Consider the following 12712-nt stretch of genomic DNA (forward strand, 5'->3'; position numbering starts at 1 on the left):
CTCTAGACCGCGCAGATTAAATCAACTCACGCCAATCGGTTTTGAATCTGCCACGCAGGTTCCACATGGAAAGTGCCTGCGAAGCAAATGAGGTCACCCACGGATTCATGTAGGGAGCGATCTCGCCGTTGCGCCTTCCAAACCAGAAGCCGCCGGACAGGCGACCGTCTTCCTCCTCAGATTGGAAACTCACCAGCGCTTCGGCTTCCTGCTCTGCGGCAGCGCGGTCGAGCGGCAACACGCTGTAGTCGTCGGCGAAGATGCGGATGCGGAGCAGCTGCGCAATGACATCTGCGCGAAGGAACTGCGGTGCGATGCTCTGCATGTACTGAGCCACTTTGGGAATGCCGTGGCGCATCGCATCCGCGCACTCCGCCTCATGCACGACCGGCAGCAAGCCTTCGAGGAAGTAGAGATAAGAGTGCAGCCGGTCCATAACCTTTTGCTGGTCGGTCACGCCAAGTAAAAATGCCTCGTGCGTTGCTAAGGCTGAGGCCAGCACGCTGCGATAAAGCTTGAGGTGATGCTCATTCTTCCCGATCTCCCATAGCTCATACCAGCCCAGGGCTGACTTCAACTGATAGCAGCCCGGAGCTTGCGACCATCGCGCTGACACGTAAGGAGCGAGTGTCTTTTCAGGCAATGAGAGAACTGGCCCGAAGTGTTCGCCGTCGAAAAAGTCCCGAGCCATGCTGGCGCCGCACTGCATGGCTGTTGCAAGAAACTCAGACGTACGGGTGAGCCGCCATACCGACAGCAGTCCGCGGATGATAATGCCGTCGTCGAAGAAATAGGAGTCGTACTTCGCCCCGGGGCCGCACTCGAACGGCATGGTTTCCGTATCGGCGTCCCAGGCCTGCACGAGATAATTTGCGGTTGTCATTGCAGCGTCGAGGTAACGGCTTTCGCCGCTTTGCTTATAGAGCGAGATGAGAGCTGAGGCGCCGTATCCGGTAATCTCGGTCGAGATAGGAGCGTTCTGTCCAAGATCGGTGCGGTAGAAGCGAGCCACACCGCCCTCAGCGTCTCGAATGCCTGAGGTTAGAAACCACTCGCCCGCGTCGTTTGATACATCTCTCCCTGCTGCCGCTGTTGCAATCATCGTCGTTACGGGCGATGTCGTCCCTGCTACCGCTGTTGCAACCATCATCGTCACGGGCGATCTCCCTTCAAGCGCATTTTTCAAGTACATGGGCGATCTGATCCGAAAGCACGTAAGCGATATGGTCCGCAGCTCTACCGTCACCATAGATATCGCGAACCTGCGCCATGCTTTCGTACAGATGCTCGTTCTCCATCAGCTCGGTGAAGGCATCGAGAATGGACTCCGAGGAGAAGCCCACGAGCTTGGCGGAACCTGCAGCCACGGCCTCTGGGCGATCGGTCACATTTCTCAAAACGAGCGCAGGCTTCCCGAGGCTTGGAAGCTCCTCCTGCAATCCGCCTGAGTCGATCATGGCGAAGTAGCAGGCCTGCGCTGCGGCGATCATCTCCCTGTAGGACAGAGGGGCGGTGAGTGTGATGTTGTCCTCGTTGCTGAGGAACTTGCGCACGGTGCTGGAGACCGCCGGGTTCGGATGCACAGGTAGCACAAAGTGTGCGGTGCGCGCATAGCGCCTGGCCAGCGTGCAAAGAGTCTTGCATACCCGGCCCAGGGGCTCACCCTGGCTCTCACGGCGATGCAGTGTAATCAGAATCAGCTTCCGCTGGCCCATAGGCAACGCTTTGAGAAGTGAGTTGGCGTGGTTGAACGGAAGTGAGGCTGCATAACGCATGGCGTCGATGCCGGTATTGCCGGTAAGGTGGATCTGGCGCGCGCTACGGCCTTCTTTCAACAGAGTCCAGCGGTTCTCCGCAGTCGCCGCGAAGTGCAGGTCTGCCATCGCATCGATCATTCTGCGGTGAGCTTCTTCGGGAAAGGGCTCGTGATTCGATCCCGATCGAATGCCTGCCTCAATGTGGGCCAAAGGCACCTTAGCGTAACAGGCAGCAAGCGCTCCAGCCATGGCAGAGGTGGTATCGCCTTGCACCAGCACGTGTGAGGGCTGTTCTTTTTTTAGGATCTCGTCCAGTTGCGGCAGCAGTCTCGCCAAGAGCCCATTGGGTTGGCCATCCTGCGGCGTGGGCGCGAGGCGATATTCAGGATCAATCTCAAACAGCTTCAGGATGGGAGGCACAAGATGCTCATGCTGCCCGGTGACGCAGACCACGGAGCGATCGCCTTGCCTGGCCAGGGCCCGGATCACAGGAGCCATCTTGATCGCCTCCGGCCGCGTGCCGACGATGGATAGATACGTCTTAGGCATCGCAGCCTCCGCGTTCATTGACCATCGGCGCGGTGTAGGTTCCAGCGGCAATCTGGAGTTGTTTCGGGTAGGTCCCGTTCCAGCTATTCCTGCGGACCTTCAGCAGCTCCAGGAACATGTTGATCCCGTCCAGGTAGGGGCGGATCTTCGACCCCTCGGGATAGTAGATGTAGTTCACTGGGATCTCCACCACATTGAAGCCGTATCGCTGAGCGAGGAAGACCACCTCTGCGTCAAAGCCCCATCCGCCAATCTTCTGCAGCGGGAAGATCGCCTTTGCGGCGCGAGCACTGTACGCCTTGAATCCGTTCTGCGTGTCTTTGAAGTTCAAGCCGAGCACGGTGCGCACCAGCAGGCTGTAAAAGCGTCCGTTGAGCAGGCGATACCACGGCTGCGGCTGTAGCTGGTAAGCGGGGTCGACCCAGCGAGACCCCATAGCCACGTCCGCGCCGGCTCTCAAGGCATCGAAGAGTTTCGGCGCATCCTCGATGGGGGTGGAGTCATCGGCGTCCGCAAAGAGAATCAGCTCTCCGCGGGACTCCTCAATGCCCACTCGGATCGCGTTTCCTTTGCCCTGATTCCTGTGAAGCGTGATGAGGCGCACCACGGGGAAGCGTTCGGCGAGTTGCTGCACTACGGTCGAGGTGCCATCGACCGAGCCGTCATCCACAACCAGCACTTCAGCACTCCACGACTTTGCCTCGATGAAGGCGGCGATGTGTTCAATCGTGACCGTGATGCGACGTGCTTCGTTGTACGCGGGAATGACGATGCTGTACTCGTACGTAGTCATAGGGCCTCAGGGACAAGCGCAGTAGAGGGTGAAAGGTCAGCAATCTCTCCTTCGCGTTGCCGGAAGAAGAGAAACAGGGAGATGGTGATCAGGCTCGCCCCAAAGGGGAAGATGCCCCACATGATTCCTTGCCAACGCGGCGGACGCAGCGGTGACGCGATTGGAGTCGCGGGCGGGATCCCTATAGTCCCCCAGACGACGGTATTGGTGTCCAGGTTCTGTAGGGGACGCCAGCCCGCAAAGGCGAGTAGCGGGTCATAGGAGTGATCATGCACAAAGATGTAACGCAGGCCGTAACGCGGCGCATGCTGCAGCATCTCCCGCAGAGCAGCGATACCATCGGCACCATAAAAGCGTGCCGTGGTGAGCTGCGCTACAGCGTGGCTCGTTAGCTCGGGTAGCGTTCGCCCGGAGTTGTATTCGCCGTCCACGCTGGAGGCGTTCGTGTAGGGCAAGATGGCGGAGAGGCTGTAGGGATAGCCCAGCGTCAGGTAACGGTAACGGGCATGATCCTTCTCATTGAGGAATTGGATGATCGGTTGCACATCCGGCGGCGGAGCAAGCAGCGGGAAGTAGAGGTTCCAGGAAGCAGCGAAGGCGCCCCAGCCAATGATCGCTCCCGCGATGACGTGGGCGCCGCGTGTTTGAAAGCGGTCGACGAGCTTCGAGATCGCCATCCCCATAAAGGGCATGGCAAGCAGCAGCGCATAGAAGCTGAAGCGCTCCAGCGTGAGCACATTGAAGGCACGGCCTAGAAGCAGCCTGGCTACCGGCGTGGTTCCACCAAGACCGAGCAGAAAGGCCAGATAGAAACCGAACAGGAGAGGCCGCAGACGTCGCTCTGCTCCCTTGAAGAAGATGAACGGTATGGCCAGCGCGACCGGGCCATAGGGCAGCAAGAAGTAGTGGACACCCCAAACCGGATTAAGGATGTAGTTAGCGCGACTGCTGTGTGGAATCACGACCTCATCGATCGGGTGCTTGATGAGCGCCAGGAGATACGGCGTGAGAATCAGCAGGACGCCTGCGATTACCAGCGTAAAAAAGCCCCCAATGCGTCCCAAAGCGGCGAGCCTCGATCCCGACTTGTCTTTGACGTCGATCATCGCCAGCCAGACCAGGGGCAATACAAAAAGCGGCAGGCCGAAGATGAGCGTCGCATGATGCGCGGCTGCCGCGGTACAGGCGATGGAGACACCGAAGAGCAACTCTCTCACAGTGCCGTCCACCACGTAGCGGTAGAAGTAAGGCAGGGCCAACAGATAGAGCGTGGCTGAGGAGGTCGTGCCGATCTGCCCATCCAGATAAACCAGAAGGGCAAGTGAACCGAGAAAGATCGAACAGAAGGCTCCGTAGCTGGCCGAGCGCTTATCGGTCCACAGAAGAGCGAAGCGGTATACAGCGATGGGCAGCAGCAAGATGGCGGTGCCTTGCACCATCATGAATCCGTAGGTGAGTCCCACGATGTGGGAGAGCATCGCGATCCACTGATGCGTCAAGGGCGGATAGGTCGCTTCAGAGAAGCCTGCGAAGGCCTTCGGGTTCCACGGGTCGAACCAGTGCTCGGCGTAATTGGCCGCCATCGACATGTGGAAGTTGGCATCGTAGCTCCCGGCCGGGAGGCGCATGGCCAGCATCGGGCCATGAAACGCAACCACGCACAACAGTAAAAACCAGAGGGGGATCGGATGCTTCAGGATGCCGAGATCGCGGGGAATCGCCGGGTCTTGAGGGCGTGCGAGAGAGAACCGAAGGAGATGCGGCGAGTTGGGCCGAGACAGACTTGGGATGTTGGCCATGGATCGTAAGAGACCTGCAGCTCTAAAAAACCCACAAATTCGTGCCAATGATGCAGCTTTATGAGAAAGGCGAGCCGAAGAGCAAGGCCCACCTTTCCGGGTTACATAAGATGGGTAACATCCAAGGTAAGTTGCCCGTAGCTGCAAAGTCGTATGGACTGAACCCCGCATGGCCTGAGCGAATTCCAGGCAGACGTACCCAGCACCAAGGATGACGATGTGGCCTGGAAGAGCTTGGAGCTCCAACGCTTCGATGTGAGTCAGAGGTTTGGCCTAGGCCATTCCTGGGATGCTGTAGTCAATCGCGGCATGTGAACCGGTAGCCAGTGTGCGGAACTGGTAGGTGAGGTGAGACTGTAGACGGCAGTCACGAACAGCGTGGCTGTAGGCGGAAGCCTGCCGACTGAGTATGGCAACAGTGGACGGGACCAAAGGCGTCTGGTGCATCCACTGGATCTCCGAAGACCGACGCTTAGCCAGCTTTCGACGGTGGACGCAGATCTTACCCGGCCCTGCTTCCCGACCGAACGCCTGACCCATGCGTCAATTTCGCGTTCTACCCATACAACGCTCCTGCTACTCAGAACAATCTGCTTTGGAAATCAACCTTCGTTGATTTCCATATAGAGCTTGCTACGTTTCATGCCTACGCGGTTCATCACCTCGTTGATCTTCAGCAGTCGTTCGCCCATTGGTAGCTCCTTCCGCGGATAGAAATAGGTGAAATCAATCGGGCGTTGAGCGTGGCAACTGTGCATTCAAGGCCAGATCGTGTCGAGCCATGTAGGGGATGGGTCCTTGCTTAACACGCGAACCGGCACCGGATGGTGTCATAGAGTCTTCTGACGACTCTCCCCTTGACGCTCTAGGAGAATGTGCCTATGATCTTCCTAGATTATCTAGGGAAGCCAGAGTGAAAACCGAGAAACCGAATGATGTACTGCAAGGCACGCTTGACCTGCTGATTCTGAGAGCAGTGTCGCTGGGCCCGCTGCACGGGTACGGCGTTCTGCTTCGGATCCACCAGATGTCGGGCGAAGAGCTGCTCATTCAGCAAGGCTCGCTATACCCAGCCCTGTACCGCCTGGAGCACCAGGGCGCTATTACGAGCGAATGGGGTGAGAGCGAGAACAATCGCAAGGCGAAGTACTATCGGCTCACACGATTGGGACGCGAGCGGCTCAGTGAAGAAACTGAGCGGTGGGAACGGATGTCCGGAATCATTAACCAGATTCTTCGTGTGACACCAAAAGAGATCTGACCCTGGAGGGTAGTTCGGGAGATATTCATGAACCCTGGTTCAGTGGCATTCGGTCTGGCGTCCCGTATCCGTTCGTGGATGCGCGCAACAGCGCAGAGGCGGCGCCTAGAGCGCGACATGGAATTGGAACTCGCCGATCATCTCGAGCGGCTGACTTCCGACCTGATCGCGGCCGGCCACAATCCCCATGAGGCTTCACGGCGCGCGCGGATAGCCTTAGGTCCCGCTCTCAAACACAAAGAGGACATGCGCTCCTCGCTTGGGCTTCAGTGGATGGACCAGGCGCGGGATGACCTGCGGTTTGCGGTCCGGCAGATGCGCCGTAACCCGCGGTTTGCGATCATTGGCGCACTGTCACTGGCACTTGCCATTGGAGCAAACTCCACTCTCTTCGCCGTTGTGAAGCAGTTGCTGTACACGCCGCTGGCGGTTCCGCACGCCGATCAACTACGCCTGCTGCGCTGGTGGGGCGACGGCAACGAAGCTGTGCACGGAATGTGGGGTGACTTCGATTCGGCACCCGGCCAGGGCACCAACAGTTCAGTCTTCTCCTATCCTGTGTACCAGCAGCTGCGGGCACACAACGATGTACTCCAGGATCTCATCGGTTTCAAAGACGATGGAATGAACGCCACCATTCGCGGTGAGGCGCAGCGCGTCAGCGTTGAGATGGTTTCGGGAAACTACTACGGCCAGCTCCGGGTTCGGCCGCAGGTGGGACGCGCCATCACCGAGGCAGATACTGTCGTGCCGGGAAGCGGCGCAGTGGCAGTCATCAGCGATGGACTCTGGGCGCGTTCGTTCGGACGTTCTCCTGTCGTGGTGGGACAAACCATCACGCTCAACCAAAGCGTCGTCACCATCGTGGGAGTGAATCCTCCGGGATTTACCGGACTCAAGCTCGCTCAACAGTCCCCTGATCTCTTCGTGCCGCTGAGCCTGCAGCCGGTCATCGATCCCAAGGGCAAGGCCTCCTTACTGACCGACCCCGGGTTGTGGTGGGTCAATATCATGGCGCGTTCACGGGACGGCATCACCGATCTGCAGGCTCAGTCCGCACTCAACTTCGTGCTGCAAGGCGCAGTCCGCAGCACGCTAACCGTGCGCCGCGGGGAAACCATGCCTCGTCTGGTTTTGACCGACGGCAGCCGCGGCTTGCGGGTTCCCGATCGGGTGTTCAGGATGCCGCTCCTGGTACTTTGGGCTCTGACCGGGTTCGTGCTGTTGCTGGCGTGCGCGAACGTTGCCAACCTGCTGTTGGCGCGCGCGGCGCAACGGAGGCGCGAGATGAGCGTGCGTCTCGCGCTCGGCGCTGCACGCGGCCGATTGCTGCGACAGTTGCTCACGGAAAGTGTTCTGCTAGCGTTTTTGGGTGGAGTAGGTGGGCTCGTCTTGACTTACTTCGGGCGCAACCTGTTGCCCCGGCTATTAACGGAACCGTGGCAGCGTGCCGAATTCAATACAGCGTTCGATGCCAAAGTCTTCGCGTTCACGACGATCATCACACTTATCACTTCAGTGCTCTTCGGCTTGGCTCCGGCGTGGCTGTCTTCGCGTCTTCCCATTGGGGGCGCTCTCAAAGAGACGGCGCTCCAGACTACGAGGCGTAGGAAAGGTCTGAGCGGGAAAGCTCTGGTTAGTTTTCAGGTTGCATTGTCCACAATCCTGGTGCTGGGCGCGGGCGTGTTTCTCCGCACCATCTGGAGTCTCGGTTCTGTCGATGTTGGCTTTAATCCAGACAACCTGTTGTTGCTCGAAATCGAGCCGCCGGTCAGCCGGTATCCTGCCGGCAAAGACGTCAATCTGCACATGCAACTGGAACAACGCTTCACCGCTGTCCCGGGTGTGGAGTCGGTAGCGGCTGGATATGTTCCTTACATCTCTGACAATATGTCGAACGAGACTTTCCTGCCGGAAGGCGAGATCAGCGATCCTCACCGCCGGCAAGCCGAGGCTGTGAACTGGGTGGGCACGGACTTCTTCAAAACATTGGAAATTCCGATTCTCGCGGGCAGGGCCTTCGGAATCCAGGACACCGCGACCTCGCCGAAGGTCGGCATCATCAACGAAAGTCTGGCACGCAAACGGTTTGGATCGACGGATGTGGTTGGAAAGCGCTTCAAAGCGGATCAAGAGAAGAGCGATTGGATCCAGATCGTGGGCGTCTGCCGAGATACCCGGTATGTGAATTTGCGTACCCAGCCTCCGGCGCAGTTCTTCCTGCCGTTTGTACAGCAGAAGCAAGTGGGCCGCATGGTGTACCAGGTGCGAACACATGTCCCGGCATCAACACTGGCTCCATTGCTGCGCAAGATCGTGCAGCAGGTTGACCCCGATCTTCCCGTCACAGACATCCGTACCCAGCGCGATCAGATTAACGCGGCAATGCAATTGGAGCGGGCGGTGGCCGTCCTCACCGTGGGATTCGGCCTGCTGGCCATGAGTTTGTCCGCAGTTGGCATCTACGGTGTGATGGCTTACTCGGTTGCGCAGCGCACCAATGAAATCGGCATCCGCCTCGCAGTAGGAGCGCGTCCGGTGCAGGTCCGCGGAATGATTCTGCAGGAGTCCTCGCGCGTCACCGGCATCGGGCTCGTGTGCGGAATCGCCGTGGCCCTCGGCCTCACCCACTTGGTAAGGAGCATGTTGTTTGGAATTGAAACATATGACCCACCCACAATTTTGGTAACGGTGGGAGTTTTGGTCCTTGTTGCGTTGGGCGCGACATGGATACCGGCACGAAGGGCGGCGGCGCTCCAGCCGATGGACGCCTTGCGGAACGAGTAGGTAGATTCAGCAGTATTCGCACCTCTCGAAACGTGGCCAACAGGGCAAATCACAAGTAGCGATGTTATTGGGCATCGCTGCTTCCCCCCAAAAAAATGCCTGATTTCACCGGGGGAGCCAATTCTCCGCTCTGCAAGCTATACTTTTGGCGAACGAGGCTTCCACGCGACTAGCGAAGAGGGAGTTCCGCACAGACAAGGGGCACTTGAAGCAGGCATGACGAGAGCACGGGCGATTCTGCTATCAGTAACTGGTCTGCTCTGTTTCTCCGCGCTGCCCGAAGCGCTCCATCTTCAGCCTGTCCTCGTCGCCGCTCAGGAGCCGGAGTACCATCCCCAGCAGTCGGCCCAGCAACCGCCCTCCCCAGGGCGTCGGCCCCGCCGCCGTATGGACTCGCACACCGCGCTCGGCCTCGGTCGTCTGCCCGATGCTGAAGCTGCCAAGCGCGGCGAGCCACTCTACAACCAGAACTGCAGCGCCTGCCATGGCGAAGGCGCGCGCGGCGGCATCGGCCCTAACCTCGTCCGCTCCGTGCTGGTGCTGCACGATGATGACGACTCGGAGATCGCCAAAGTCATTCGCGGTGGCCGCCCTCAGGCAGGCATGCCGGGTTTCGCTCAGCTCACCGAAGCCCAGCAGCACGACATCGCCGAGTACCTGCACCAGCTCGTTGAGTTAGCTGCCAACCGCGGTCTCTATAAGGGCGCCGAGACCATGACCTCCGGCAACGTCGACAAGGGTAAGGCTTTCTTCGCCGCCAACTGCGCCTCCTGCCATTCCGTCGCTGGTGATCTCGCCGGGATCGGGACGAAATACTCGCAGCCCTCGGCTCTTATCATGCGCATCGCGTGGCCAGCCGATCACGGCCCAGTCACCGCAACCGTGACCACTCCTGAGGGACAAAAGCTCACCGGCACTCTCGAGCATTACGACGACTTCGAGACCACGCTTAAGACCGGTGACGGCAAGACCTCAACGTGGAACACCGACGCCGTTCAAGTGGAGATCCCAGACAAACTCGCCGGTCACCGTGCTCTGCTGCCCAAATACTCTGACGACGACCTCCACAACCTGACTCGCTATCTACTGACGATCAAATGACACCGAAGTCCCTGTTCACATCCCGACGCTTACGCAAGGCACTCTTCGGGGCACTCGCTGCCGCGTCTCTCAGTATCGCTGCGTTCGCGCAGGAGACCGCCACACCCACTCTCGACCCCAAGGCGCTCACGCTCTTCTCCAAACCAGCGGACGTATGGCCTACCTATAACGGCGACTACTCAGGGCGCCGCTACATTTCACTCGATCAGGTCAATCAGAAGAACATTGCCGATCTCAAGGTGAAGTGGAAATACAAGATCGAGGGCGTGACCATTCGCGGCAGCGGGAATCCCACCATTAAGTCCACTCCTTTAATGGTGGGCGGCGTCCTTTACTTCACGGTTCCCGATCATGTCTTCGCGGTCGATGCCCGCACAGGCAAGGAGCGGTGGCACTACGACTTTGAAGATCACGGCGGTCACGTCCTCGGGCAACGCGGCGTGGGAATGTACGGCAAGTGGATCTATTTCCTAACTCCCGATGGCTGGTTCATCTCGCTCGATTCGGGAACAGGAAAAGAACGTTGGCGCAAGAAAGTGGCTGACGAGAAGCTGCAGTACTTCACCACGATGGCGGCCGTCATCGTGAAGAATCACATCATCATCGGCGTCGGCGGTGATGCCATGGATGTGCGCGGTTATCTTGAGTCGCGTGACCCCGAGACCGGCGAACTGCAATGGCGGTGGTGGTCCGAACCGCTAAAGATGGGAGACCTCGGCTCCGAGACCTGGCCGACGCAGGCGGCCATGGACCACGGTGGTGGCATGACCTGGATGCCGGGCACCTACGATCCCGAACTGAACCTGATCTACTGGGGCACCGGTAACACCAACCCGGTCTATGCCGGACAGAGCCGCAAGGGCGCCAACCTCTACACAGACTCGATCGTCGCGCTTGATCCCGACAGCGGCAAGATGAAGTGGTATTTTCAGGGCTCGCCGCACGATACCCACGACTGGGACAACGTCGAGACCCCCATCCTCTTCGACACCACGATCGACGGAAAGCCGCGCAAGCTGCTCGCTCAGGCGGCCCGCTGCGGCTACTTCTTCGTACTCGACCGTGAGACCGGCAAGAACCTCGTTTCGAAGCCTTTCACCCTCACGGCCAACTGGTCCATGGGACTTGATAAGCGCGGCCAGCCGATCCCCAATCCCGATAAGGACCCCAAGGTCGACGGCTCGATGGTCGATGTACCTGCAAACGGAGCCACCAACTGGCCCGCGCCAAGCTACAGCCCGCAGACCGGGCTCTTCTACGTGAACGCCAGCGAAGGCTACAGTATCGCCTGGCTGTATGACACCTCGAAGGATCCCCAGGGGTATGCCGGCGGAGCGAGCGGCCGCATCGACTCCAAGTCCTCCCTGATCGCTCTGGATCCAAAGACCGGCGATGTCCGCTGGAAACACGTCGCGAAGTCCGGCGGAGAGGAGGGGGGAGGCATGACCGGGGGTATCCTCACCACTTCCGGTAACCTGCTCTTTACCGGGGACTCAAACCACCTCGCCGCCTTCGATCCTGCAAACGGAAAGATTCTCTGGTCTTCGAAGCTGGAATCTGCCGTAAGTAACGGCCCATCGACCTGGGAGCTCGACGGGACTCAGAACGTCATCGTCGGGGCGGGCGACACGCTCTACAGCTTTACGCTGGACGGAAAGTAGATTCACCTTTCCCCACACGGTGCCAAAGTTTTCCCACAGCGTGATGTCGCCCTTCAGTTTTCGCCCGGCCGCTCACAGCGGTCTACAACTGTAACTTGCAGGGGCACCTTCTTTGTCTCGACTTTGAATCCGAAATCAACTACCGCCTCACGAACCAGGTCGCCCCACGTCTGACCGCGCACGGGCTCAATAGCCGATGGTGCAAGGGAGAAGTCCAACGTACCTGTCAGCCCGGTCTGATCAACGACCGGCAAGTGCCACATCTGGGCAAGATAATTGGTCACTGCTGACATCTGCACTGCGGCAAAGACAGGATCGCCGTGTGCGTCGACGCGCATGGAGGAAGTTTCGCCGCCGGCAGCCCGCTTGAGTCCCGCAGGCCGCTTGGGAGCCATTAGTACCGCCGCGGGAATGTCGCGGGTCTCATGGTGTGCCACGAGCTGGAAACGTTCGGCGAGAAGTGCCATTACGGCGCTCTTTCGTTCTTCCGAAGAGATTGGGGCGCCGGCTTTGGCGTGGATGTCGTAGCGGTCGGTCCTCATCCAGGCAGGGCCGCCCAGAACGCGTCCGAGTTGCCAGCCGTTGAGCATGTCGAGGATGTCGCTAACGGTAACGGCTTCGGCGTCGAAGCGATCCGTCACACCAAAAAGTGTAGAGAAGTGGGCCTGCTGGACAGTGGCTCCAGGTGGGCTGGGACGGATAGACGCAACTTCGAAGTGAGGTGCTGTGCCTTCGGAAGCAGCAAAGGCTTTCAGGTTGAGTGCAGAGGCGGCGATGCCTAGGGTGGCGTCGGCGACGAAGACGCGGCGGGTGATTGCGGACATACATTTGTCCTCAGATTGGTAGACCGCAGTGTACGCCCATCGTAAAACAACGGAGTTCAAAACTTTTGCCGGAGTTACATCTAACGTTGTTCAGCGCTCGCAGCCCTTTCCCGGGAATGAATAAAACACGTCTACTTGTTGTCCCAGATAAACAAGAAATGGTCCTCCGCCTTTGCTCGA

General features: G+C 59.0%; 11 protein-coding genes and 1 pseudogene. 4 read left to right on the top strand and 8 right to left on the bottom strand.

Going from position 1 to position 12712, the window contains the following annotated elements:
• Window positions 1-16: 16 nt before the first annotated feature.
• The 7 genes and pseudogenes from OHL21_RS21860 to OHL21_RS24620 all read right to left on the bottom strand — a co-directional run bounded on the left by OHL21_RS21860 (window position 17) and on the right by OHL21_RS24620 (window position 5590).
• The gene (locus OHL21_RS21860) at window positions 17-1156 is read right to left on the bottom strand and encodes a hypothetical protein (protein WP_263419426.1); all 1140 of its coding nucleotides are present in this window, start codon (window positions 1154-1156) and stop codon (window positions 17-19) included.
• Window positions 1157-1169: 13 nt separating this feature from the next.
• The gene (gene wecB / locus OHL21_RS21865) at window positions 1170-2306 is read right to left on the bottom strand and encodes a non-hydrolyzing UDP-N-acetylglucosamine 2-epimerase (RefSeq protein ID WP_263419427.1); all 1137 of its coding nucleotides are present in this window, start codon (window positions 2304-2306) and stop codon (window positions 1170-1172) included.
• Window positions 2299-3099 carry a dolichyl-phosphate beta-glucosyltransferase gene (locus OHL21_RS21870; RefSeq protein ID WP_263419428.1) on the bottom strand — a complete coding sequence of 267 codons (801 nt, stop codon included), beginning with the start codon at window positions 3097-3099 and terminating at the stop codon, window positions 2299-2301. The genes wecB and OHL21_RS21870 overlap by 8 nt, the downstream gene beginning before the upstream one ends.
• On the bottom strand, window positions 3096-4898 hold the full coding sequence (locus OHL21_RS21875) for a hypothetical protein (RefSeq protein WP_263419429.1): 1803 nt from the start codon (window positions 4896-4898) through the stop codon (window positions 3096-3098). Before OHL21_RS21875 ends, OHL21_RS21870 begins: the two co-directional genes overlap by 4 nt.
• Before the next feature lie 273 nt (window positions 4899-5171).
• On the bottom strand, window positions 5172-5345 hold the full coding sequence (locus tag OHL21_RS21880; protein ID WP_263419934.1) for a hypothetical protein: 174 nt from the start codon (window positions 5343-5345) through the stop codon (window positions 5172-5174).
• Window positions 5346-5437: 92 nt separating this feature from the next.
• Window positions 5438-5494 (bottom strand): annotated as a pseudogene (locus OHL21_RS24615) (AlpA family phage regulatory protein); the annotation flags it as partial.
• 6 nt (window positions 5495-5500) lie between these two features.
• Window positions 5501-5590 (bottom strand): AlpA family phage regulatory protein, encoded by a 90-nt coding sequence (locus tag OHL21_RS24620; protein WP_399259116.1) that lies wholly within the window; start codon window positions 5588-5590, stop codon window positions 5501-5503.
• A gap of 221 nt (window positions 5591-5811) precedes the next feature.
• Between OHL21_RS24620 and OHL21_RS21890 the strand changes: the two genes are divergently transcribed.
• From OHL21_RS21890 to OHL21_RS21905, 4 genes are all read left to right on the top strand, one after another.
• Window positions 5812-6159 (top strand): PadR family transcriptional regulator, encoded by a 348-nt coding sequence (locus OHL21_RS21890; RefSeq protein ID WP_263419430.1) that lies wholly within the window; start codon window positions 5812-5814, stop codon window positions 6157-6159.
• A gap of 27 nt (window positions 6160-6186) precedes the next feature.
• Window positions 6187-8946, top strand: coding sequence for an ABC transporter permease (locus OHL21_RS21895; RefSeq protein WP_263419431.1), 2760 nt, complete (start codon window positions 6187-6189; stop codon window positions 8944-8946).
• Window positions 8947-9162: 216 nt separating this feature from the next.
• Window positions 9163-10047 (top strand): c-type cytochrome, encoded by an 885-nt coding sequence (locus OHL21_RS21900; protein WP_263419432.1) that lies wholly within the window; start codon window positions 9163-9165, stop codon window positions 10045-10047.
• Complete coding sequence (locus OHL21_RS21905; RefSeq protein ID WP_263419433.1) at window positions 10044-11708, top strand: acido-empty-quinoprotein group A; 1665 nt, start codon at window positions 10044-10046, stop codon at window positions 11706-11708. Before OHL21_RS21900 ends, OHL21_RS21905 begins: the two co-directional genes overlap by 4 nt.
• A 53-nt stretch (window positions 11709-11761) precedes the next feature.
• Here OHL21_RS21905 and OHL21_RS21910 read toward each other — a convergent pair whose 3' ends face one another.
• The gene (locus tag OHL21_RS21910) at window positions 11762-12532 is read right to left on the bottom strand and encodes a TIGR03435 family protein (RefSeq protein ID WP_263419434.1); all 771 of its coding nucleotides are present in this window, start codon (window positions 12530-12532) and stop codon (window positions 11762-11764) included.
• Between the last annotated feature and the right edge of the window lie 180 nt (window positions 12533-12712).

It is taken from the genome of Terriglobus albidus (assembly GCF_025685425.1).
Lineage (GTDB): Bacteria > Acidobacteriota > Terriglobia > Terriglobales > Acidobacteriaceae > Terriglobus > Terriglobus albidus.

What these genes read in the sequence shown, in the direction of transcription:
- OHL21_RS21900 (WP_263419432.1), top strand. Translation starts at nt 9,163, where the DNA reads ATGACGAGAGCACGGGCGATTCTGCTATCAGTAACTGGTCTGCTCTGT.
- OHL21_RS21910 (WP_263419434.1), bottom strand. Translation starts at nt 12,532, where the DNA reads ATGTCCGCAATCACCCGCCGCGTCTTCGTCGCCGACGCCACCCTAGGC.
- OHL21_RS24620 (WP_399259116.1), bottom strand. Translation starts at nt 5,590, where the DNA reads ATGGGCGAACGACTGCTGAAGATCAACGAGGTGATGAACCGCGTAGGC.
- OHL21_RS21870 (WP_263419428.1), bottom strand. Translation starts at nt 3,099, where the DNA reads ATGACTACGTACGAGTACAGCATCGTCATTCCCGCGTACAACGAAGCA.
- OHL21_RS21905 (WP_263419433.1), top strand. Translation starts at nt 10,044, where the DNA reads ATGACACCGAAGTCCCTGTTCACATCCCGACGCTTACGCAAGGCACTC.
- OHL21_RS21875 (WP_263419429.1), bottom strand. Translation starts at nt 4,898, where the DNA reads ATGGCCAACATCCCAAGTCTGTCTCGGCCCAACTCGCCGCATCTCCTT.
- wecB (WP_263419427.1), bottom strand. Translation starts at nt 2,306, where the DNA reads ATGCCTAAGACGTATCTATCCATCGTCGGCACGCGGCCGGAGGCGATC.
- OHL21_RS21880 (WP_263419934.1), bottom strand. Translation starts at nt 5,345, where the DNA reads ATGCACCAGACGCCTTTGGTCCCGTCCACTGTTGCCATACTCAGTCGG.
- OHL21_RS21895 (WP_263419431.1), top strand. Translation starts at nt 6,187, where the DNA reads ATGAACCCTGGTTCAGTGGCATTCGGTCTGGCGTCCCGTATCCGTTCG.